At 69.4% G+C, this 23657-nt stretch carries 16 protein-coding genes; 6 read left to right on the top strand and 10 right to left on the bottom strand.

Annotated elements, in window-relative coordinates:
* Nucleotides 1-15: 15 nt before the first annotated feature.
* From OD750_RS14990 to OD750_RS14975, 4 genes are all read right to left on the bottom strand, one after another.
* Nucleotides 16-618, bottom strand: coding sequence for a DUF6445 family protein (locus OD750_RS14990; protein WP_263541492.1), 603 nt, complete (start codon nt 616-618; stop codon nt 16-18).
* Nucleotides 619-774: 156 nt separating this feature from the next.
* Nucleotides 775-1443: a proprotein convertase P-domain-containing protein gene (locus tag OD750_RS14985; protein WP_263541491.1), complete on the bottom strand. Its 669-nt coding sequence runs from the start codon at nt 1441-1443 to the stop codon at nt 775-777.
* A gap of 104 nt (nt 1444-1547) precedes the next feature.
* Nucleotides 1548-2321, bottom strand: coding sequence for a M90 family metallopeptidase (locus OD750_RS14980; protein ID WP_263541490.1), 774 nt, complete (start codon nt 2319-2321; stop codon nt 1548-1550).
* Between the two features lie 42 nt (nt 2322-2363).
* Nucleotides 2364-2753 carry a hypothetical protein gene (locus OD750_RS14975; RefSeq protein WP_263541489.1) on the bottom strand — a complete coding sequence of 130 codons (390 nt, stop codon included), beginning with the start codon at nt 2751-2753 and terminating at the stop codon, nt 2364-2366.
* A gap of 854 nt (nt 2754-3607) precedes the next feature.
* Between OD750_RS14975 and OD750_RS14970 the strand changes: the two genes are divergently transcribed.
* The 3 genes from OD750_RS14970 to OD750_RS14960 all read left to right on the top strand — a co-directional run bounded on the left by OD750_RS14970 (nt 3608) and on the right by OD750_RS14960 (nt 12210).
* Nucleotides 3608-6415 (top strand): winged helix-turn-helix domain-containing protein, encoded by a 2808-nt coding sequence (locus tag OD750_RS14970; RefSeq protein WP_263541488.1) that lies wholly within the window; start codon nt 3608-3610, stop codon nt 6413-6415.
* A gap of 549 nt (nt 6416-6964) precedes the next feature.
* On the top strand, nt 6965-9682 hold the full coding sequence (locus OD750_RS14965; RefSeq protein ID WP_263541487.1) for a winged helix-turn-helix domain-containing protein: 2718 nt from the start codon (nt 6965-6967) through the stop codon (nt 9680-9682).
* A gap of 269 nt (nt 9683-9951) precedes the next feature.
* On the top strand, nt 9952-12210 hold the full coding sequence (locus tag OD750_RS14960; protein ID WP_263541486.1) for a M4 family metallopeptidase: 2259 nt from the start codon (nt 9952-9954) through the stop codon (nt 12208-12210).
* Nucleotides 12211-13115: 905 nt separating this feature from the next.
* Here OD750_RS14960 and OD750_RS14955 read toward each other — a convergent pair.
* On the bottom strand, nt 13116-14318 hold the full coding sequence (locus OD750_RS14955) for a sensor histidine kinase (protein ID WP_263541485.1): 1203 nt from the start codon (nt 14316-14318) through the stop codon (nt 13116-13118).
* A gap of 72 nt (nt 14319-14390) precedes the next feature.
* A complete protein-coding gene (locus tag OD750_RS14950; protein ID WP_263541484.1) occupies nt 14391-15005 on the bottom strand; it encodes a DUF998 domain-containing protein in 615 nt (204 codons plus the stop codon).
* Between the two features lie 241 nt (nt 15006-15246).
* Here OD750_RS14950 and OD750_RS14945 point away from each other — a divergent pair, with 241 nt between their 5' ends.
* On the top strand, nt 15247-16491 hold the full coding sequence (locus OD750_RS14945; protein WP_263541483.1) for an MgtC/SapB family protein: 1245 nt from the start codon (nt 15247-15249) through the stop codon (nt 16489-16491).
* On the opposite strand, the gene OD750_RS14940 is transcribed toward OD750_RS14945, so the two are convergent.
* Complete coding sequence (locus tag OD750_RS14940) at nt 16479-17645, bottom strand: esterase/lipase family protein (protein WP_263541482.1); 1167 nt, start codon at nt 17643-17645, stop codon at nt 16479-16481. The genes OD750_RS14945 and OD750_RS14940 overlap by 13 nt on opposite strands.
* Before the next feature lie 59 nt (nt 17646-17704).
* Here OD750_RS14940 and OD750_RS14935 point away from each other — a divergent pair, with 59 nt between their 5' ends.
* Entirely contained in the window at nt 17705-18271 is a 567-nt protein-coding gene (locus tag OD750_RS14935) for a GNAT family N-acetyltransferase (RefSeq protein WP_263541481.1), read from the top strand.
* A 162-nt stretch (nt 18272-18433) separates the two neighbouring features.
* Here OD750_RS14935 and OD750_RS14930 read toward each other — a convergent pair whose 3' ends face one another.
* The 3 genes from OD750_RS14930 to OD750_RS14920 are packed head-to-tail and all read right to left on the bottom strand — an operon-like array spanning nt 18434 to nt 21506.
* Complete coding sequence (locus OD750_RS14930) at nt 18434-19585, bottom strand: AAA family ATPase (protein ID WP_263541480.1); 1152 nt, start codon at nt 19583-19585, stop codon at nt 18434-18436.
* Between the two features lie 2 nt (nt 19586-19587).
* Nucleotides 19588-20829 (bottom strand): sensor histidine kinase, encoded by a 1242-nt coding sequence (locus OD750_RS14925; RefSeq protein WP_263541479.1) that lies wholly within the window; start codon nt 20827-20829, stop codon nt 19588-19590.
* Nucleotides 20826-21506: a response regulator transcription factor gene (locus OD750_RS14920; RefSeq protein WP_263541478.1), complete on the bottom strand. Its 681-nt coding sequence runs from the start codon at nt 21504-21506 to the stop codon at nt 20826-20828. Before OD750_RS14920 ends, OD750_RS14925 begins: the two co-directional genes overlap by 4 nt.
* Before the next feature lie 167 nt (nt 21507-21673).
* Between OD750_RS14920 and OD750_RS14915 the strand changes: the two genes are divergently transcribed.
* Nucleotides 21674-23620 carry an LTA synthase family protein gene (locus OD750_RS14915; protein WP_263541477.1) on the top strand — a complete coding sequence of 649 codons (1947 nt, stop codon included), beginning with the start codon at nt 21674-21676 and terminating at the stop codon, nt 23618-23620.
* Nucleotides 23621-23657: the final 37 nt, after the last annotated feature.

Here is a 23657-nt window from a genome sequence, read left to right as displayed (position 1 = left end):
TTCCGTCGGGCCGGCTCAGCCTTGCCCGAAGAACATCAGGTAGACGAGCCGGCCGTTCTCGAGACTGTCGCCGAACGCCGGCCCCGCCGTGTGCCACAGGTACGGTCGCAGCAGCACGAGGCGATTGAAGCGCATCGGCACTTCCATCGTCCGCTCCCATGCGGCGTCGACGGCGCCTTCCTTTTCGATCAGTTCGCGATGCGCCTCCTCGTACGAGGAATAGCCGGTCGCGCGCAGCTCGTCGGCGTTCATCGGCGCGCGGTCGGTGCCGGTGCGGCGATGGCGGAAGAATTCGGTGCCGCCGCGGCAGTCTTCGGGACGGCTGAGGTACAAGATGCCCGACCAGTGCGAGCGGTCGATGTGCACCTTGCCGCGACCGACGTCGCCGGCCAGCGTGATGCGGCACTTCGCGTGCGACTGCAACGGCTGCATGGGCGCGAGACGCTCGCCGACGATGCGCGACACCTGTTCCATCAACCCGTCGATCTTGATGCGCTCGAGCGAGTTGCGGCCCGGAAACGCGCCGTCCTGTTCGGGGTACGTCAGGCGCAGCGCGGCGCGTCGCAGTTCGTGCGCATTCGGAAGAAAATCGTCGACGACGATGAGCGAGGTAGGCATGGCGCGCGAGCTTAGCCGTCCGCGCCGCGCGCGTCCAAGGCGGCGCGCGCGCCGACTGCGCGTCGAATGAATATGTCGAAGAAAATACAATACGACGGCGCGAAAACGACGAAACCGGCTTGCGCCGGCTTCGTCGTTTCAAACGGTGGGCTCCGGTCAGTCGACCGAGAACTGCTGCAGCGATACCGGCAGCGATTCGTTGATGTACAGCGTCGCGGCGCTGATGTCGCCGACGCCCGCGTCGCCGGCGTCGAGCAGCGTCAGCGTCCACGTACCGTTCGCCTGTTCCGGCGTCAGACCCGTGAAGCCCACGCTGAGCGCGATCGGAATGCCGCCCTCGGGGCTGCCGCCGGCGCCGGCCGTGCTGGCGCGGTAGTCGCCCGGCGTGACCGGATCGCGCGTGCTCGCCCACCAGTCGCCGCCGGTGGCGTCGAACGTGAAAGGCGCGAGATCGTAGAAGCGGTACAGGCCGTCGAGCGGGCTGTTGTCGCCGCAGGCGTTCGGAACGTTGGTGCCGGTATGGCTGAAGACGACCTTGTTCGGCGTGCCGCCCGGCGCCGCGAGCTTGACCACGAGGTCGCCGCGGTACGGGTGCCGGATGTTCATCGTGAGGCCGACGGTGGACACGTTGGATGCCAGGCCCGACACCTGGAAGCTGACGACGAGCGGCGTGCCGCCTTCGTTGCTGCTGCCGCACGTCGGTGCGCCGGCCGGGGCGTCCGGAATCGCGCCGGTGCCGGTACCCGGGAAGTTGACCGCGCCGGCGGTCGAGCTCAGCGCCAACAGCACAGCGGCCACGGCGGCCGTCGATCCTTTGGTGAACATCCCAGGGGCTCCAGCAAGTCGGGAAACGGGCGGCAGTGTAGCCGAACTCTCGGCCGGCCGCTGCGGCATCCGACCGTCGGACGGCGGCGGCGGCAAGCCGGTATTCAGGCAGGTACCAGACGGCCCGCGTGGAAAAACCGTTGCAGCAGCGGTGCCAGTTCCGGCGCTTCGTCCCGGATTTGCGCGGGCGCCGAATACCAGGTTTCGCACAGGACGGCGAAGAACTCGTCCGGACTTTCGGCCGCGTACGGGTCGAGCACGGTGTCTGCGCCGTCGTCGACCGCCGCGCAGTGCGCGTCGTAGGCGCGCTGGAACGCGCCGATCCATTCGCGTCGCTCCATTCCGGCCGGCAGCGGCGGCACGCCGTCGGTCGCGCCGTCGAGCATGTCGAGCTTGTGCGCGATTTCGTGCACGATCACGTTGTAGCCGGCATGCGGGTCGGCCAGATCCTGCTCGATGTCGGCCCACGACAGAATCAGCGGGCCGCGCTCCCACGCTTCCCCGATCAGCACGTCGTCGCCTTCGGTGACGACGCCGGTGTGGTCGTCGTGATGTTCGCGCCGTACGCGAAATTCGCCAGGATAAACAATGATTTCGCGCCAGCCGCGCAGCCAGTCGAAGCCGAGGTCGAGCACCGGCAGGCAGGCGTAGGCGGCGATCACGAGGCAACGCGCGTCGTCGAGCGTCATGCCCTGCACCGGCGAGTAGCGCTTGTGCGCGAGAAACAGGCCGCACAGCGCGCGCAGGCGTTCGCGCTCGTCGGCGGACAGCGGAGCGAGCAACGGACAGGCGGCGAGCGTCGCCTGCCACAGGTCGTCGGGAATCGGGCGCGGCGCCGGGGCGAGGCGCGCGCGCAAACGGCGGATCAGATCGAACATGCGTCGATCATGCCGCGAACGGACGGTTCGGGGCGAGCGGAGTTACTTGATCGAGCCGGGCAGCACCGACTGCCAGCGCAGGCCGTTGCGCGGTTTCTGCGGCACCGCGGGTTCGGCCGAAGGCAGCCTCGGCGTCGCCGGAGCGGCGTCCGGGGTGTCCGCGGCGGTCGATACCGTCGCGCCGGCGCCGACGCCGCCGCGCGGGTTGACCGGCACGCTGACCGGGGCGTTCTGGCCGTCGTGATAGATCACGCGGGCCGTCGCGCCGCTGCTGGCGGCGGGTTCGGCCGGGTTGTTGTCGCAATCGGCCGACGGGCGTACCGGATCGCTCATGATGCGGCCCGGGCCGAGCATGAAGTCATCCGCAAACGCCGTCGTCGCCGTCAGGGCGAGAACGAGCGTGAGGATTCGCGTACTGGCTGGCGTAACCATCTGGATGCTCCGGAAAGCGACAGGCTCCGGCCGAAACGCATGCTCGCACGAACGAACATACCTGGCCAGTGACGACCCGAGAGCTTCAGCAGGCTTCGTGCCAGCCGTTTCCGGGGGCCGAACGCTTGTCGATCAAGGGCTTGAAGTCATGTATGCGTGTCCGCGCTGTCCGTTCATCCGGCAGCGGACACACGCCGGACAGTGACTTGGATGCGCCGGATTGTCATTCGGTTGCGATGACGATTCCCTTTGTTTTGGATTATTTGCGATCGGCGCGTCGTCGCAGGGCAGGAAAGAGACGGTCCGGGCGCGATTCCGGGCCGCGGCTGCGAGACGGCCGGGGCGGCGAGACCCGCGCGACGGACCGGCCGCGGACCGGCCCGGTCGCTCGGGTGCTCGGGTGCCGCGGTGCCGCGGAGCCGAGGCGGAATACGTCGCACGAACCGGTTCGCTCCGGCTCCGGGCGGCCCGGCGTCCGCGCCGCGACGCCGATGCGACTCGCGGACCGGCATCGTCACGTCGTCTTCACGCGCGCCCGCCCGTGGTTGAAATCGGGGCGTGGATTCCAGCGCGGATGTCCATACCTGACCGAACAAACGAACCGATTCTTCACAACCTGACGGTCGGTACGCTGTGTATGCTTGTTCGCACCGCAAGGCTTGTTGTTGCAGGGGAGCAACTATTCGGTCGTCGGCGTCGCGTCGTGTGTTGTTGAATTTTTCGCGACTCGCTCACCGATGTCGATGCTTGCGAACGGAACCGCGCAGGGGGAGCCGGAAACGGCTCGGCGGAATGCGTGATGGAAACGCGGTGGCGAAGGAACGTGTCGCCGCGCTGCTGGAGTGTATTCGGCGATGTCCGAAGCGAATGCCATTGAAGCGATGCCCGGCGTGGTGCGTATCGGTAACGTCGTGATCGATCAGGCGCGACGCCGCGTCGAACGCGACGGCGCGACGATCGAGCTGTCGCAGCGCCCGTTCGACCTGTTGTGCCTGTTTCTGGCCGAACCGCGCACGCTGCATACGCGCAAGGATCTCTTTCGCCGCATCTGGAAAGGCGTGGTTGTCGAAGACGCGAATCTTTCGCAGGGCGTCTGGGTGTTGCGCCGCGCGCTCGGCGAACAGGGCAAGGACTGGATTCGCACGGTCGCCAAGAGCGGCTACGTGTTCGATCCGCCGCTGCCGATCGAGTCGATCGGCGATACGCCCGCCGCCGGTGCGGCGACATCGTCTGGCGAGACCGACCTGCTGCCGTCGACGGCGCACGCAAGCGCGGCCGCCTGGCGCGGCCGACCGTTCGCACTGGCGATGATGGCGGCGTTCGCGCTGTTTGCCGTGGCGTGGGGCGCGTGGCGCTTCCTGCGGCCCTCGGAGCCCTTGCGCGTGCTGGTCATTGCCGCACCGTCAAACGAGTCGGCGCCGCCGAGCGCGCCGCAGTGGCCGGTGCAGCTGCTGCGCGAATGGCTCGAGTGGAAACTCTCGCGCGAACCGGACGTGCTCGTCGTCTCCGCGCTGCAGCTCGCCGACGCCGATGAGCGCGGCCGTATCGTGCTGCTGTCGGTCAGCGAAAGTCCCGGCGACGCGCAGCGGGTGCGTCTGCATGCGCATATCGGCAATACGGACGAACCCGGCGGGATTACGATCGACGCGCTGCCGGACGACATCACGCAGGCCGCCGATCGCATCACCGGCGCGATCGTCGATCGTCTGCTGCCGGCCGGCGCCGTTCAGCCGTTCCCGCCGCTCGTGCTGGATGCCGCCGGCGCACAGGACTACATCGTCGCGACGCAACGCCGCGAAGCGGGCCGGCCCGCCGAAGCGGTCGCGGCTCTGGAGGCGGTACTCAAGCGCCGGCCCGAGTTCGGCCTTGCGCGGTTGCAACTGGCCGAAATGCTCGACGAGCTGGGGCAGATCGGTGCGGCAAAGCAACAAATGGCGTTTGCCGAACAATGGATTTCACGCCTGCCGCCTGCCGCGCTGCGGATTCAGAAAGCACGTGAGGCGATGCTGGCGCGCGACTATCCGGCGGCGGCGGACGCCTATGCCGCGCTGGTCCGCGACTATCCGTACCAGCCGCGCTTCCGGCTAGATCGAGCGCGCGCATCGAGGCTGGCGCAACGCTACGCCGACGCGACGCGCGCGCTCGACGGGATCGACTGGAACCTGCAGCCGCTGCGACTGCGGCTCGAGGCGTTGCTCGCGCGAGCGGAAGTACAGTGCGAGTCGGGCGCGCTCGACGCGGCGAAGAAAACGGCCGAAGAGGCCCGCAAGCTCGCCGACGACGCAGGCTGGTCGCTCGAACGCGCCCGCGCGCTGCTGATTTTCGCCAACGCGTCGATCAACGATGCGAGCGCCGAAAAATGGTTGCCGTTCGAGCGCGCGGCCGCGCAGTTCGAGCAGGCCGGCGACCGCATGAACATGCTGCGCGCCCGCCTCGCCGGCGAAATGATGCGACCGCCGGAACGCGGCACCGGCGCCGACACGCTGCTCATGGCGCTCCTGGGCGAGGCGCGTGCCGCAGGCAATCGGGAAATCGAAGTCGACGCGCTGCGACTGGTGGCACGGCGCTTCCGTCGCGCCGCCGATTTCGTGCGCTCGCGCGACTATCTGGTCGAGGCGACCGCCGTCGCACACGCGTCCGGCGACGAGCAGCGCGACGCCGCGCTGCGTCGCGATCTGGCGCTGGTGAGCATGGTGCTTGGCGATTTTCCGGCCGCCAGCCGCCATCTCGCCGAATTCGACGCCACCAAGCCGCAGGGCACGTTGCGCCTGCTCGCCGGTCAGATCAAGGTCCGCCTGGAAAACTATCGCGGTCGCTATGACAAGGCAGCCGAAGCCGCCGATGCCGTGACAGCCGATCCGGTCGAGGCGTCGACGATTTCCGCGGCGATGATCGATTGCGACCGTACCCAGACGCTGATCGCGACCGGCGACCTTGCCGCCGCGCAGCTTGCCGCCGAGCGCTGCATGCGCAGCAATCTTCCGTACGATCTGGCGGCCGGCAATCTCGCGATCGCGAAGATCGCGGTGGCGAGCGGCGACAACGCCGAAGCCGCGCGTCGGATTGCCGCGGCGCTGCCGGCACTGCAGCAATTGCCGGATGTGGACCGGTGGGACCTCGGTGCGATCGCGCAGGGTTTGCGCGTGCGCATCGGCGATCGCGACGGCGTGGAAGCGGCGCTGTCGGAGATTCTGTCGCAGGTCGCTCCCGGCCACGTCCGCCTCACCGAAATCGAAGCGCGCCTTGGATTGGCCGAACTCGCATCGGCAGGCGGCGACTTGGCGGCGGCGCAGACGCAGATCGCGGCATTGCGCGAGATCGTGCCGGGCGACGACTGGTACGCCCAAAGCCGCCTCGCCCTGATCGACGCCGCGAGCGCTTTTCATCGCGGCGACGTCACCCGGGCGCAGGCGTCGCTGCGCACGCTCGACGAAGCGGCGCGCGCGCACGCCGACATCGCGATGGAACTGCGCGCGCATCGCCTGGCGGTGAGCTGGGGCAACAATCTGTGTCCCGAGGCGCGCGACCGCGAGCTCGTCGCCAAAAGCGGTATACGCGGCGCTTCCGAAAGCTGGCTGCTCGGCGATCGGTTCGATGCGTCGCAGCCGCGCGAGCACCTCGTGTTCGACCGCCGGCGAACCGATCCGCCGGAAGGGCGCTAGTGTGGTGATTCATAAGTACCATTAAATAATTCCGGTGTCTTTCGCCGCGATACGTCGTTGCAACTCGTCGCCGTACTGCCAGTACGGCTCCTCGTTGCGCCTAGTCTCGCGACGAAATCCATCCGGAATTTCTTCAACGTACTTATGAATCACCACACTGGCGAAGAAACCGCCCGCGACCCGGCGAAGCCGGGCCGCGAACGGCGGGCGGGCCTCCGGGTCAGGGGTGGCTGGCGCGTTCCCAGACTGGACCGCGCCGCCGCCGCAAACCTCCGGCTGACGATCAAATACGCATCAAATGCGTCTGGTTCCGGCACCGATACCGCTTTGACATCGCCGTGGCGGGGCGCTCATGCGCTTGTGCGCGGGCGCCGGCTGCGGTAACAAGTGCGCGGCGCACGGCGGCGGGGAGGTCGCCGCGCGCCGGCGTCCGCCTGCGCGGACGTGCCGGGTTCGGACCCGCCGGACGTTCGTCCGCGGGAACCGTGCCGACCGACGGCGCGCCGCGGCAGGACTCGCGGTGCGGCGCCGCGGATCGCGGAGGGTGCGATGACCGGATCGATACCGGCGGCATGGCCGCCGCAGACGACGCGGCTGCGCGTCGGCGCGTTGACGCTCGACCTGCGCTATCGCCGCGTCGCGCACGCCGACGGCGAATCGGAGCTGACGCAGCGTTGCTTCGACCTCGCGCAGCTGTTTCTCGCCGAACCGGGCGTGCTGCATACGCGCGAGGACATCTTCCGTCGCGTGTGGCCCGGCGTGGTGGTCGAGGACGCGAACCTGACCACGAGCATATGGATGCTGCGCAAGGCGCTCGGCGACGAGTCCAGGCACTGGCTGCGAACCATCGCCAAGCGCGGCTACGTATTCGATCCGCCGGTACCGGTGGAAGTCGTTGTGGATATTTCCCCGATCGAACTTTCGGCGCCTGTGGAAACCGCCGCGCCGCGTGCGCCGCTGCGCCGGCGCGCACGCTGGTTTGCCGCGGCGGCGCTCGCCTGCTGCGCCGTCGCCGCCGCGCAATGGCATGCACGCGCACCGGCGCCGCTGCGCGTACTGCTGGTCGCGGCCGGCCCCGGCGGCGACAGCGCCGCGCGCTGGCCCGAACGGCTGCTGGTCGCCTGGATCGACTGGAAACTGCAGCTGGCGCCGTCGTTGCGCGTACTCGCGCCGGGCGACGCCGGGACCGACGACGGCGCGCGCGAAACGGCGGTGCTGCTGTCGGTCGACATGCCGGCCGATACCGCGGAGAGCTGGCGTATCCGTGCCCGTTTTCGCGGCGAAGCGACCGTGCCCGACATCGTCGTCGCCTCGACGCCTGAGCGCCTGATCGCCGATCTCGACGCGACGAGCGAACGCGTGCGCGCCGTGCTCGCGCCGTCCGACGCCGGCACCGTCTGGCCGTCGCTCGCACTCGATGCCGCCATCGCCGCGCAGTTCGTCGACGCCGTCGATGCCCGCGCGCGACATCGCTGGGGCGCCGCGGCGCTGGGCTTCGGCGCGGTCGCGCAGCGCGCGCCGGGGTTCGGCCTCGCGCGCGTGCTGCATGCCGAAGCGCTGGCCGAACTCGGCCAGCAGAGCGCCGCGCTCGATGCCTGGCGAGGCGCGCAAGCGTGGCTCGCCGCGCTGCCGGGCGACGCGACGGCGCCGCTCGCCGCGCTCGGTCTCGCCATCGCGCAGCGCTACGACGACGCGGCCGCCGCCTACGCCGCGCTCGCGCGCGAACGGCCGGTCGACGCGTCGGCGTTTCGCTACGCGGCGGCGCGCAGCCTGCGCCGCGCCGGCCGCAGCGACGAGGCGCTCGCGCTGTTGCGCGGACCGGCGCCGTCCGAACCGTCGCTCGCGCTCGTCTGGCGGCTCGAACGCGCGATCGCCGAGCTCATGACGGGCGCACCGCACGACGTGCACGCGAGCGTCGCCGACATCGAGCGTCTCGGTGCGCGCCTGGGCTTCGCGCACGAACGCGCACGCGCCGCGCTGATCGACGCCGAAGCGCACGCGATCGCCGGCGACGCGCCGGATGCCGCCTTGTTCGAGACCGCCGCGCAGCGCTTCGCGAGCGTCGACGACCGCCTCGGCGCGCTGCGCGCGCGCTATCTCGCCGCGACGTTCGGTGTCGGCGGCGACATCGAACGCAGACTCGACGAACTCCTGGCCGAAGCGCGCGCCGCCGGCAACGCGGCCGCCGAAATCGACGCGTTGCGGCGAATGGCCTTTTTCCACTATCGCGCCGGCGACATGGCGGCGTACCGCGCGCGGCTCGCGCAGGCGTTCGACGTCGCCGCCGCCGCGGGCGACCGCACGGCGCGGCAGACGCTCGCGCTCGACCTCGCGCACCAGGACCTGCTGCGCGGCGACTACGCGGCGCTCGACGGACGGCTGGCGCAGCTTCGCGGCGAATCGGTGCAAGGCATGGCCGCGACGTGGCTCGGCCAGTTCGAAGCCGGCATGCAGTTCCGCCGCGGGCAGTACGCACAGTCGGTGGCGACCGTCGATCGCGCGGAAGCCGCGTTCGGCGACGCGCCGGCACCGGCGATGGCCGCCGGGCTCGCGTGCGCGCGCGGCGCCGTCGCGCTCGCGCGCGGCGAGTCGGCGCGCGCGCGGCAGGCGTTCGCCAGCTGCGGTTCGCGCCGGCTGCCGCATTACGAGCTCCTGGCCGGCATCGGCGAGGCCGAACTCGCGCTGCAGGGCGGCGATCCCGACGCCGCTCGACGCGGGCTGGCCGGCATCGAGGCGCGCCTGCGCACGCTCGCGAGCACGCCCGACCGCTGGATGCTCGCGTTGGAACTTGCGCCCGTGTTCGCACGCAGCGGCGACACCGTTTCGGCACGCCGTCTCGTGCAGCCGCTGCTGCCGACGCTCGAGCGGGCCGGATACGCACAGCTCGAAGCCGATGCGCGCACGACGCTCGCCGAAAGCGCGCTCGCCGACGGCGACCGCGACGTCGCGCGGCGCGAACTCGCACACGCCGAAGCGCTCGCCGGCGCCGACGACTGGTACGGCCGGCGCCGCCTGCGCACCGTCGCGGCGCTGCTGGCGCCGACCGCGCCGGAAACCGCGCAGGCGCTTTCCGCGCTCGACGCCGACGCGCGCGATCGCGGCGACGTGCTCGGCGAACTGCTCGCGCACAGCCTGCTCGATCGCTACGGCGCGATGGCGTGCGATACGCAGCGCCACTCGCTGCTGATCGCGCAGAGCGGCATGCGCGGCGCGTCGGACGCGTGGATGCTGAAACCCGAGTCCGGATCGCCGCTCGCGATCAAGTGAAGATCGTCAGACATATTCAACAGAGACGCGCGCGCTCGTCGAGGACATGCTGCAACGCAGCGTGCACCGCCGCGCGACGCGCGCTAGTTTCCGCGCCGCTCGTGCGGACAGCACGGGTTCGACGGCGTTCTTCCGGGTCAGGGGTGCAGTCGTCGTAGGTTCGAATGCGGTTTCGCACCGCCGCCGCGCGAGCACGCGCGGTCGTCCTCGTTCGTACGCGACCTCGCTGGCGCAACACCCTGTTGCGTTCACCAGCACGAGGAATCGCCATGCGTTTGTCCGTACTTCCGCTCGCCCTCGCCGCGGCCTGCGCCGCCGCGTCCGCGGCCCATGCCGCGCCGACGTTCCAGATTGCCGCCGCGCGCGCCGGCTTCCACGAAATCGCCTACGGCGCCGACGGCAGGCTCGACCTGATCGCCGGCGCAACGGGCCTCGTCGCGGCCGATGCCGACGGCGTAAGTGCATTGTTCAGAAGTTCACTCGGAGAAATCTACGGATTCGGCGCCGACGACGCCGTGCGCGTCGTCGACGCGAACGTGACCGCCGAAGGCCGCCGCTATTACCGCGCGCAGCAGACGTATCGCGGCGTGCCGGTGTGGGGCGACGGCTTGACCGTCGCGACCGACGCGAAAGGCGCGGTCGAAGCGGTGTTCGGCGGCACGATCGCGGTCGGCGCGGTCGATCTGGAAAAGCCGCGCGCCGCGAGCGAACTGTTCGCCGGCGCCGTGGGCCAGGCGCTCGGCGTCGACGGTCGCGACGGCCGCGCGTCGGCCGCGGGCGCACGCGACTTCCGCTATCTGCGCAGCCCGTCGCTCGCGATCTACGCCGCGCACGGCCATGCGCCGACGCTCGCGTGGGATGCCGATGTCGCCTACGACGGCGCCGGCCGTCCGTTCCGCGCGCGCGTGTTCGTCGACGCGCGCAGCGGCAAGCTGCTCAACGCCTACACCTACGTGCAGGACGCGCTGAACCGCGCCGTCCACAATTTGAACGGTTCGTGCGTGTCGACGAGCGGCAGCGGCCTGCCGGGTCCGCTCGCGATCTCCGAGGGCGGCACGAGCGGCGACGCGGTGGTCAACAACGCGTACCGCAACGTGGGCCGCGTGTACTGGTTCTTCCGCGACGCGTTCGGCCGCGACAGCTACAACGGCGCCGGCGCGAAGCTCACCGTATCGGTCAAGGCGACGTTCCAGGGCAACAGCGGTTGCGACGGCGGCAACGCGTACTGGAACGGTTCTCAGATCGCGATGGGCACCGGCGGCAGCACGTTCTACGACATGAACAGCGAGCCCGACGTGATCTATCACGAACTCGGTCACGCGGTGACGCAGTCGACGTCGAACCTTGCGTATCAGCGCGAGTCGGGCGGCCTGAACGAGGCGACGTCGGACATCTACGCATCGGCAGTCGAAGCCTGGATGAACACGGTGTCGGGCGAGCCGGGTGCGTCGACGACGATCGCCTACACGGCCGACGCGAACACCTGGAAGCTCGGCGAAGGACTGATGCGCAACGGCACCGCCGCGCTGCGCTTCATGAACGACCCGAAGGCCGACGGCCGCAGCCTCGATCACTACCAGCAGTACCAGCAGCAGTACGGCAACTGTTCGCCCAGCGCGCAGAACGACTACTGCGGCGTGCACACGTCGAGCGGCATCGCCAATCTCGCCTTCTACCTCCTGGTGACCGGCGGCACGCATCCGCGCGGCGCGTCGAGCGTGAACGTGCCCGCGATTCCGTTTGCGCGCGCCATCCGCTATCTGTACGAGGCGCACGTCAACATCGTGCAGGCGAACGACACGTTCAGCCGCGTGCGCAATGCGATGATGACGCGCGCGCGCGCCACCGCAACCGTCGGTGCGTGCGATGAAGTGTCGATCGGCAAGGCGTGGGACGCGGTCGGCGTCAGCGGCAATGCACCGCAGAACCCGAACGCGTGCGGCGGCACGGGCGGCAATCAGCCGCCGGTGGCCTCGTTCACGGCGTCGCCGAGCGGCCTCGGCGTGTCGTTCAACGGCAGCGGTTCGAGCGATCCCGACGGCTCGATCGCAAGCTATGCCTGGAATTTCGGCGACTCGACGAACGGCACGGGCGCGACGACGAGCCACACGTACGCGGCGGCCGGCACGTACAACGTGAGCCTCACGGTGACCGACAACCAGGGCGCGACGAACACGTCGACACAGGCGGTGACGGTGGGCGGCGGACCGGGCGGGCAGTGTCCGGGCACGAGCTACAGCGGCAGCTTCAGCGGCGGCACGGGCCAGACGCAGTACCAGCCGAACGGCAACTACTACCAGTCGACGGTGTCGGGCGCGCACACGGTCTGCGTGACGGGGCCTGCCGGCACCGACTTCGATATCTATCTCGACAAGTGGAACGGGACCGGCTGGACGCAGGTCGCCAAGAGCGACAGCCCGACGTCGAGCGAGCGGATCGCCTACAACGGCACGGCGGGGTACTACGTCGTTCGCGTCGTGAACTTTGCGGGGACGGGTGGTTATTCGTTGTCGTTGCAGAAGCCCTGACGGGGAGGGGCCGCGTCGGGTGGTTCCGGCGCGGTTCGCTTTTGCGCTTTGGCTTTGTCGTTTCGTTGACGCTCGCTTTGTAGTTTTCGCCTGGCTTTAAACAAAGCGTTTCGCTCGCTGCCGCGAGCGAGCAAGGGGAGATTGCTTGTCCAATCTCCCCTTGCATCCCCCAAGGACACCCCGACGGCCGCGGTCTCCGGGCATCCTGCCCTCCGACTCCGCGAGATCGCTCCGGAGTTCGTTGATGGGCCATCCATGGCCCGTCAACGAACTGCGCACATCCTGTGCGCACCCGCTGCGCGGGCTGATCCTCCACGATCTCGCCGCGACCGACGGGGCCCCGGGTGAAGCAGGCGGCTTCCTGCCGCCAGAAGCAACAGCCGATGCTCGGCCATTCCTTAGCTCGTCATTCCAGCGAGGAGCGAAGCGACAACGGTGCAGCCGGCCCGGAGGGCGAGCGACGAAGTCGCGAGTCAAGCTGGAATCCAGCTTTTCGGGCGTCAAGAACAACAGCAAAGGCTGGACCCCCAGCTTTCGCTGGGATGACGAGCATGTGGTCTGCGATGCTTTGGCCGTTGCAGTTGCAGTTGCCTCTGGCGGCAGGAAGCCGCCCGCTTCACCCGGGGCCCCATCTGCCGCGAGCAAGTGCCCGGCGATCAGGCCCGACAGGGGACGCACAGGGATGTGCGTCGTCCGTCGTGGTCCATGGATGGACCATCGACGGACCCCGCCGGGCGCTTGCGAACCTTCCGGGCAGGATGCCCGGAAGGGCGCGGTAGCTGGGGTGGCCTTCTTTGGTTACTTTCTTCGGCCAGTCGAAGAAAGTGACTCGGCCGCCGGCAGGCGGGCGAAACGCTTTGTCGAAAGCCAAGCGCAAGCTACGAAGTGACGTTTCCCGACAAAACCTAAGAAGCGTCCGCAGGCAACGCCGCAGCCGCGCGAGAAGAAACCACCGAGGCCACCGCCGGCACCGAATTCGCGCGCATCGGAATGCGCACGGTGAGGATCGTGCCACGCCCGCGCACCGGCTCGAGCGAGAGCGAACCGCCGACCGACTCGACGCGCTCGCGCATCCCCGTGAGCCCGTTGCCCGGCACGATCGGACCGCCGTCGCCGTCGTCTTCGATGCGCAGCACGACGTCGCCGTTGTCGGCGAGGCTCAGGCACACCTGCACCCATGCCGCGTTCGCGTGCCGTTGAATATTCGTCACCGCTTCACGCAGGCTCATCGCCAGGCACGTTTCGACATCGCCCGGCAGCTGCACTTCGATCACCGAATGATGGAAGCCCACGCCGCACGATTCGAGCAGCAGCCGCGCCGACGCAGTTTCCGCCGCGAACATCGCGGCGCGGATGCCGGTGACCGCGCGGCGCACCTGCGACAGCGCGTCGCGCGCGACGCGTTCGACTTCCTTCACCTCTCGCCGCGCACCGGCAAGGTCGCGTTCGAGCAGCTTGCCGGCGAGCTCCGATTTCAACGCGACGAGCGACAGCGTGTGGCCGAGCAGATCGTGCAGGTCGCGCCCGATGCGCTCGCGCTCGGCCATGGTCGCGAGGCGCCGCACTTCGTCGTGCGACAGTTTCAGGTTCGCGGCCTTCTGCTGGTTGCGCCGGAACAGGAAGTTCATCGTCGCCACGGCGATGCTGACCATGATCGAGCTGATGATGTAGATGACCGGCGTGTGCAGCCAGATCGACTCGATCGTGTACAGCCCGAGCACGAGCGCGGTCAGCGCGATGCCGAGCTTCAGGTTCGGGCTGAACGCGAGAAACGCGCAGGCGTAGACGATGTAGCCCTGCGCGCCGCCGTTGTAAGGCGTGACGAGAAAGCCCAGCGCCGCGATGCCGATCGCGTAGCGCACGACGTGGCGGCGGTCGCCCCAGTAGGCTCGCGCGTAGAACCACAGGAACGCGACGAAGCTCACGACCGTCGGCCACAGCCAGTTCGGAAAGATGTTCGGCAGGACGTAGGGCGTCGCGAAGATCCAGAACGTCCACATCAGCATGACGAGCGGATACCAGCTGAACTCGATCGGATCGCCGGTCTCCTCGCCGACGCGCCCGTGGCGCAGCACCGAGTTCGGATGGGCTTGGAGTAGATGCAGCATGACGCGGCGCGACCGTCGGTACGGCGGGAGGACAACACTAGGGGCGGCCGGTGCCGCCCGCAAGAGCCGGTGCTACCGGGCTTGCGCGTACCGCTTGCGGGCGAGCCGCCACGCGGTCGCGACGAGCCAGGCCACGACGAGCGCGATCACGACCTTCTGCCCGAGCCCGCGCGGCGAGCCGCGCCACAGCGTGTGCGCCCACAGGAGCGCGAACGCGAGCGCGGCGAGGCCGAACGCCGGCGCGAAGAACGCGCGCCAGCGCGCATCGTGCCGGAAGCGCCACGACTGCAGCAGCATCGCGCTCGTGACGCACAGGAACGCGGCGCGCGCGGCATTGCCGTGCACGAAGCCTTCGAACGTCGGATCGACGCGCGGCACGTCGGTATGCGCGAACGCCGTGACGACGATGCCGATCGCGGCCAGCGCGAACAGCAAGAGCGGCGCCGCGCTGCGGGCCGCCGGTTCCATCGCGCGGTACAGCGCGCTCGCGAGCGTCGCCGTGCCGATCGCGAGCGCGACGTAGGCCGCCTTGAGCCACGCGCCGTAGGGGCCGAGCAGGTAGAAACTCAACGGTGTCGCGTACCAGTCGAGATCGGCGCGCAGGAATTGCGACTCGATCGCGACGACGGCGAACACGATGAAGCCGGCGAGGGCGATGCGCGCGGGCGTGTCGGAGGTCACGGTCATCCGGCGAGTATCGGCCGCTTGTTCACGCTTCCACAAGTGTTGCGTCCCGTCGATCTGTTCGCGGGATGCAACGCTCCTTGTTCGGTCGCTCGACGGGCCGGACTGCGGCATCGGCGCGTACGAGTCGTCGTACGACTCCGATCGCGCGTTCGCGAACGGTTTAGGGTCGCCGTGGCGCTTGCCGTAGCGGTCCGCTTCGGCGAGGCTTGCCCGAACCTTCGCAACGGGCGGCCCGCGGCGCATGAACGAGCTCGACGTCGAACACGCATTGAGTTTTCTCGCCGCGCTCGGCGCCGGTCTTGCGATCGGCATCGAGCGCGAGCGCGCGAAGGGCGAGGGCGTGTCGCGCGAATCGGCCGGCGTACGCAGCTTCGCCATCGCCGGCCTGTTCGGCGCGGTGTGCGCGTCGATCGGGCTGCCGTTCGCGCTGTTCGGCGGCGGCGCCGTCGCGCTGTTCGCGTTCGCGAGCTACCGCCGCACCGCGAAGGACGATCCGGGCCTGACGACCGAACTTGCGCTGGTGCTGACGTATGCGCTCGGCGTGCTCGCGCTCGCCAACGCGCAGCTCGCGGCGGCGGTCGCGATCATCGCGACGATCCTGCTCGACAGCAAGCAATGGCTGCACGCGTTCACGCGGCAGACCCTGAGCGAGCGCGAACTCGACGATGCGCTGATACTCGCCGCCTCGGTGCTGATCGTGCTGCCGCTCCTGCCCGATCGCGCGCTCGATCCGCTCGGCGTGATCAACCCGCGCCGGCTGTGGCTGATCGCGGTGCTCGTGATGGCGCTCAACGCCGCGGGCTACGTCGCGGTGCGTCTGCTGGGCGCGCGCTACGGCCTCGCGATCGCGGGCTTCGCCGGCGGGTTCGTGTCGAGCACGGCGACGCACAACAGCATGGGTCAGCGCCTCGCGGCCGATCCGAAGCTTTACCACGGCTGCGTCGCCGGCGCACTGCTGTCGAACGTCGCGACGATGATCAATCTTTCGCTGATACTCGCGGCGGTGTCGCGGCCGCTGCTCGCGGTGTTCGCGCTACCGCTCGCGGCGGCCGGCGTCGTCGCCGCGCTCGGCGGCCTCGCGTTCGCCTGGAAGGCCGGGCGCGAGGCGGGCGAAGACGCGCCGACCGCGGACCGCCCGTTTCGCCTGTGGCACGCGCTGCTGTTCGCCGGCATCGTCGCGACGGCGCTGCTCGCGTCGGCGCTCGCGCGGCACTGGTTCGGCAGCGGCGGCGTGACGATCGCGTCGGCGCTGACCGGTTTCGCCGACGTGCATGCGGCGGCGGTGTCGCTCGGTCAGCAGATCGGCACAGGGCTCGACGCCGTGCAGGCCGAGCCGGCGCTGCTGGCCGCGTTTTCCACGAATTCACTGATGAAATGCGTTGCCGCGTTCTCGGGCGGCGGGCGCCGCTTCGGCGTGCCGGCGACGCTGGGGCAGATCGCGATCAACGTTGCGGCCTGGGGCGCGTACGTGTTCTACGCGACGTGATCGGCGAGCGTGGCGGCGTCGCCGTCCCATGCGCCGAAATAGCTGCGACCGCGCCGCTCGACGCTGTGCTCGGGGCCGCGCGGCGACATCTTCAGCGCGCGCTTGCCTTCGAGCCATAGCGATACGGTGTTGATCACGCGCGTGTCGCGGCAGACGCGGCCGTGGTCGGCGGCGCCCGCGAACGCGGCGAGCGTGACGCCGGTCACCGCGGCGCTGGTCAGGTGCACGCGGCCGTCGCCGAGCTTGTCGCGGTCGGCGCCGGTGAAGTCGAACCAGTTCGGATTGTTCGGATTGCGCGTCTGCACGGGCAGGCGGCGTGCGGTGTCGTAGCCCGTGCTCTGCAGAATCAGCACGCGGTCGGCGTTCGCGGCGAGTATCGCGTCCGGCACGAGCGGCGCCGTGCTCGCCGGGCCGCCGAACGCGAAGTCGCGCGCGGCCGCGACGAAGCGCGCATCGAAGCCGCCGCTGCCGTCGCGGACGTTCGCCTGCCACGCGTTCGGGTCGAACAGATCGACGGCGGCGCCGTCCTCGTCGGTCGCGCAGCCGGCGTAGTGCGGCGTCATCTGGTACACCGACGGAAAGCTGCGCGCGATCTTGCGGTAGTCCTCGTCGGTGCCGAACCAGCCGTCGCGTTCGCCGGCGACGAGCATCTGCACGGCGGCGATCGTGCCGCGAAACGGCGGTGCGATGAACACGACGCGGCCGATGCCGGCGAACGGATCGCGCGCGTCGCGCAGGTGCAGCGCCGAGCGCAGCACGAGCCCGCCCATGCTGTGCGTGACGAAGTTCAGCGCAGGTTTGCGTCCGAGCGCGGCTTCGCGGCCCTGGAGTTCGGCGCAGAACGCGACGAGCCGAGCCGCGGCGTGTTCGATCGGCCGGCGCCAGTCGTAGGTGAACACGTGCAGCGGCTCGTTCGGATGCCACGCGCGCAGCTTGCCCACCATCTCGCCGTAGACGAAGCGGATCGGTCGCGACGGCAGCATGCGATGGCCGTCGTTGCGCTCGTAGCGGCCGTCGAGCAGCGCGAAGTCGAGCGGATTCTCGAACGCGTCGCCGAACATCATGTCTTCGAGGCTCCAGCGCACCGGCCAGTCGAGCGGATAGCCGTCGGTCAGTTCGCTGCCCTTGATGCCGGGGATCAGAATGGTCGCCATCGCTTCGTTCCTTCGAGTACCTTCGGCGGCACTATGCACGCATTCCGCGGAGTTGCGCCATGACCGAGATACTCGCGAACGTGCCGGTGGTGACGACGCCGCGCCTGGTGCTGCGGCACATCGCGCGCGACGATCTCGATGCGGTCTACGCGTTCCATGGCGATCCGCGCGCGATGCGCTACTGGAGCTTCCCCGCGTGGACCGACCGCGCGCAGGCCGACGCCTGGTTCGACGAGCGCGGTACGCTCGGGCATTCGCGCGAACACTATCCGTGGGGCGTCGAGCGCCGCGACGAGGAGGGGCTGATCGGCGCGCTCACGCTGTTCCAGATCGACCGCGTGCAGCGCCGTTGCGAAGTGGGCTACATCTTCAATCCCGCCCACTGGGGCCGCGGCTACGCGGCCGAGGCGCTGCGCGCGGCGCTCGCGCACGCGTTCGACGTGCTCGAACTGGCACGCGTGGAAGCCGATATCGATCCGCGCAACGACGCGTCGTGCCGGCTCGTGGAAAAAATCGGATTCCGCCGCGAAGGCGTGCTGCGCGAACGCTGGCGCGTCAACGGCGAAGTCTGCGACTCGGCGATCTACGGATTGCTGGCGCGCGAACTAGTGGCCTGTAACAGATAAATCGGAAGAGGGATCGCGAAGGACTGGTCGTGCAGGACGCCGCTGCGGAGCGAGGCCGATAGCACCCGCTATTGGCCGAGTGAGCAGCAAGTACTGCGCGGCCAGGACGAGCGAGCTGCTTTCGATTTGTCTGTTGCAGGCCACTACCGCGCTGAGCCGGCATCACGGCCAGACCGGCTCGTCGAGCAAGCCTTGCCCCGCGACGCGCGTCTCGCCGAATTCGCGCACGAGGTGCACGGCGCTGACGTGCGCGATGTCCTCGATCGCGGCGACGAGCGCCGCGGCGTGGCTGATCACCCACACCTGGCTGCGTTTCGACGCCGCGGCGATCTGCCGCGCGAGCGGACGCAGGAGATCCGGGTGCAGGCTCTGTTCCGGCTCGTTGAGCACCATGAGTTCCGGCGGGCGCGGGCTCATCAGCGCCGCGGTGAGGCACAGGTAGCGCAGCGTGCCGTCCGACAGCTCGGCGGCCGTCAGCGGGCGCAGCAGGCCTTCGGTATGCAGGCCCACCTCGAAGCGCGGCGACTCGTCGAGGACGGTCAGGCGCGTGCCGGGAAACGCATCGTCGATCGCGGCGTGCAGCGCCTCGGCGTTGCCGATTTCGAGAATGGTCTGCAACGCGGCGGCGAGATCGCGGCCGTCGTGCGCGAGCGCGCCGGTGCGCACGCCGATACGCGCCTGTCGCAGCGGACTGTCGGGATCGGTGCGGAAACCGTCGTAGAAACGCCAGCGGCGCATGCGTTCGCGCAGCGCGAACACTTCGGGAAAACGATCGGGTTCGGACAGTTCCGACAGCACGGAGCGGTTGTTCTCGACCGGCGCGCGCAGGCGCTGCCACTCGCCGTCCTTGTCGCGCAGGTTGACGACGCTCGCGTCACGTTCGAGCCACGTGTTCGCGCGCCGCCGCGGCGGCTGCTGCCACACCGCCTCGGTCTTCACTTCGGGATCGAGATTGAAGCGCGACGTGCCGTCGGCCTTCGGCAGGCCGAGCGCGATCTCGTACGCGAGGTCGTCGGTGGCGAAGCCGAACCGGATGCGCAGCGGTCCGCGGCCTTGCGTGCCCTGAATCGCGACGCCGCGCTTTTGCTGCGAGCGCGTATCGTGCGGTCCGGCCCACTGCACCGATGCGATGCCGCCTTCCTGAGCGAGCGAATCGGCGAGCCGGCCGTCGGCCGCCTGCGCGACGAGGCGCAGCGCGCGATACACGTTCGACTTGCCGCTGCCGTTCGCGCCGGTGACGACGGTCAGCGGCTCGAGCGCGAGCTTGAAGTCGCGCAGCGAGCGGTAGTTGGCAGCCGTGAACGTGTGCAACACCGTCAGGATCTCGCGCTCGCCGGCAGCTGCAGCGTCACGCCGCGATGCAGCGGATCGCTCGCCGTCTCGGCGACGTGCCAGCCCAGGTGCTCGGCGAAGCGGCCGACGAGCGTGAGGCCGAGCCCGCGGTCGCTGCGCGTATCGTGCGGCGGCGGCGCGGCGGCAGCCGCATCCGCGCGATAGTCGAGCGTCAGGCGCGTATCGATCGCCGCAAGGCGCAGCACGCCGTTCGGCGCCGGCGGCAGGAGTCGCCGCAGCAGGCCGCGCAGCACGAGCAGCGCCTGCGACTGCGGCACGTGCAGCGAACCCGTCGCGTCGATGTCGATCGTCAACGCCCCCGCGTGCGCCGCGCGCAGCGGCGCGACGGCGTCGCGCAGGAGCGTCGCCGCGTCGACCGAGATCGGCGTATACGCGGTGCGGCGCGCGAGGCCGAACAGCACGTCGATGAGATCGGTCAGTTCGCCGACCCCGCGGTCGAGGCGGGCGAGCCGGCGACGCGTGACCGGATCGGCGCTCGGTTCGTCGAGCAGCACCTCGGCCACGCCGTGCACGACGGCCATGGGCGTGCGCAGCTCGTGGCTCGCGTCGGCGAAGAACGCGCGCTCGCTCGCGTCCGCGTCGACGAGACGCGCCTGATACGCGTCGATCGCGGCGGCGAGCCGGCCGAGTTCGTCGTCGGTCGCGTGCTGCGCGAGCGCGGTGACGTGCGGTCGCGTCGACAGCGCGTCGACGGCCTGCGCGAGCTTGCGCACGGGCTCGATCGTGCTGCCGGCGAGCAGCCAGCCGATCCAGCCGCCGGCCGCGGTGCCGAGCAGCACGACGGCGACGAGAAACCCGGCGAGATAGCGTTCGAGCGCTTCGATCTGGCCCAGATCGATCACGAAGAACAATCGGCCCTGCGGCGTATCGAACACGCCGATGTGGCGGCCGTCCTCGTTCTCGTCGTCGGATTCGTGGATGCCCGGCGGCAGGTCGAACATGTCGGCAGGCACGTCGCCGCTGCCGTCGGGCCGTCTCAGATAGCCGGACAACCGGTGGGTGCTCGGCAGCGGTGTGCCCGGGTCGTGCGCCAGACGCTCGGCGTAGTCCTGAGCCTGGCCTTCCAGGATTTCGGTGACGACGATTTCTTCGTACGCTTCGGTCAGATAGATCGTCGCCGCCGCGAACAGCACGGACAGCGCGAAGCCGAGCAGCGTATACGCGAGGCCGACGCGCCGGCGCAGCGACAGGCGGCGGCCGGTCATGGCGCCGCCAGCCGGTAGCCGACGCCGTGCACGCTCTGGATCAGCGCGACGGCGAACGGGCGATCGATCAGTTTGCGCAGTTCGTAGACGTGCGTGTGCAACGCCGCCGTGTCGCCGCCTTCGTCGCCCCACACCGCCTCGATCAGCTCGCGATGGCCGACGATCTGCGGCGAGCGCCGCATCAGCCGTTCGAGAAGGGCCGACTGCGCGCGCGTGAGCGGCATCGACCTGCCGCCGCGCGCCGCGAGCATCGCGGACGGATCGAACGTCAGATCGCCCACGGCGAGCGCGGCGCCGGGCAGCGGCTGGCCGCGCCGGTGCACGACGCGAATGCGCGCCTCGAGCTCCTTCATCGCGAACGGCTTGACGAGGTAGTCGTCGGCGCCTTCGGCGAAGCCGCGCAGCTTGTCGTCGAGCGTGTCGCGCGCGGTCAGCATCAGGATCGGCGTATCGCGGCCGGCCTCGCGCAGGCGCCGGCACAGGTCCAGGCCGTCGAGGCGCGGCAGGCCCAGATCGAGCACGATCACGTCGAAGCCGCCGGCGAGCGCCGCGGCGAGTCCGGCCTCGCCGTCGGCCGCGTGATCGATGCGATAGCCGCGCCGCTCGAGGAAATCCCAGATGTTCGCGGCGATATCGTGCTGATCCTCGATCAGCAGGATCGATTGTGGCTGGGACATCGACGGCGATCGGGGGCAAAGGTCGCGCTAGCTTGCCATGCGGCGGCGTCGCTGCGGTAACCGACGGTCGGAAACCGCGCCGTCGTTAACGAACGGCTGAGATTCGGCTGAGCCGGCTTTACAACCCGCCCGTCACGCTTCGCGAAATCCCCGCAGACGAGACCGACGTGTCCCTGATCGCTTCCGTGTGGCCGCGCTTTCGTCCGCTCGCGTGGTTCGCCGCGGTGTTCTTCGCGCTGTCGACGGCCACGCGCCTGGCGCTGCTCGTCGCGACCGGCGACGGCGTCGGCTTCGCGCCGTCGTACTGGCTGTACGCGTTCGCCGTCGGCGCCGTCTACGACGCGGCGACATTCGTCTATTTCGCCTGGCCGCTCGTTCTGTTCCTGTGGCTCGTGCCGCGGCGCGCGTACGAGGGCCGGTTCGGTCGTGCGGGGCTCGCCGCGCTGTGCTTCGCGCTCGTATTCGCGCTGGTGTTCGTCGCCGGTGCCGAGTGGACGTTCTGGGACGAGTTCCAGACGCGCTTCAATTTCATCGCGGTCGACTACCTCGTCTACACGAACGAAGTGATCGGCAACATCCGCGAGTCGTATCCGATCGGCGCGATCCTCGTCGGCGTCGCGTTCGCGACGACGTGCCTGTTTCTCGCGGGCCGGCGCTGGCGCCGACCGGCCGATGCGACGTCGACGTTCGCGCAGCGCAGCGTCTTCGCGCTCGCGTGGCTCGCCGCGAGCGTCGTCGTGACGTTCGCGCTGCGCAGCGATCTGAAGGAGCGCACCGGCAACGAATACGTCAACCAGCTCGCCGGCAACGGCGTGTACGAGTTCTTCGCGGCGTTTCGCGCGAGCGAGCTGTCGTACCCGCGCTTCTACCGCACGCTGCCCGGGGACGAAGCGTTCGCGCAGCTGCGCCGGTTGCTGCAGACGCCGGACGCGCGGTACGTCAGCGACGACGTCGCCGACATCACGCGCGACATCACGGCCGACAAGCCGGAGCGCAAACTCAACGTCGTGCTCGTGAGCATCGAAAGCCTGTCGGCGTTCTATTCGGGCGTCTACGGCGGCCATCCGAGCCTGACGCCGGAACTCGACCGGCTGTCGGACGAAAGCCTGCGCTTCACGCGGCTGTACGCGTCGGGTACGCGCACGGTGCGCGGACTCGAAGCGCTCGCGCTGTCGGTGCCGCCGACGCCGGGCGAGTCGATCGTGAAAAGACCGCACAACGAAAACCTGTTCAGCATGGCCACGGTGTTCAACGAGAAAGGGTATGTGTCGGAATTTCTGTACGGCGGCTACGGCGCGTTCGACAACATGAACTATTTCTTCGGCAACAACGGCTACGTCGTGCGCGACCGCGCCGCGATCGCGCCGGAGAAGATCCACCAGGCGAACATCTGGGGCGTCGCCGACGAAGACCTGTACACGCTTGCGATCGAAGACTTCGACCGCCTGCACGGCGAGGGCAAGCCGTTCTTCGCGCACATCATGACGACATCGAACCACCGGCCGTACACGTTTCCGGAGGGCCGCGTCGATGCGCCGCAGGGCAAGCGCGAAAGCGCGGTGCGCTACACCGACTGGGCGATCGGCGACTTCCTGCGCCGCGCGAAAGAAAAGCCGTGGTTCGACGACACGCTGTTCGTGATCACCGCCGACCATTGCGCGTCGTCGGGCGGCATCGCGAGTCTGCCGGTATTTCGCTACCACATCCCGTTGTGGATTTATTCGCCGCGCAACGTGCAGCCGGGCACTTTCGATCGCATAGTCAGCCAGATCGACGTCGGGCCGACGGTGCTCGGCATGCTCGGCATGAGCTATCGCAGCCGCTTCTACGGCGCCGACGTGTTTCGGCTCGAGCCGGGACGCGAACGCGCGTTCGTCGGCAACTATCAGCGCCTGGGATTGCTGCGCAACGACACGCTGATCGAACTGGCGCCGGCACGGCACGTCGGCGCGGTGACGCCGGACTACGACAAGAACAGCCCGCAGCCGAAGACGGCGCTCGACCCGCAGCTCGCGCGCGAGGCGATGAGCTACTACCAGACGGCGAGCTATCTGTTCAGCAACGGGTTGCTGGCGGCGGATCTGGCGGGGAAGGCGGACGTCGCCAGACAGTAGAAACGCAAAGGCCGGCTTGCGCCGGCCTTTGGTCGTT

This window comes from Tahibacter soli, assembly GCF_025717065.2.
GTDB lineage: Bacteria > Pseudomonadota > Gammaproteobacteria > Xanthomonadales > Rhodanobacteraceae > Tahibacter > Tahibacter soli.
Note: the sequence above shows the minus strand (reverse complement) of the source record. Positions and strands in the feature narration are given on the sequence as shown.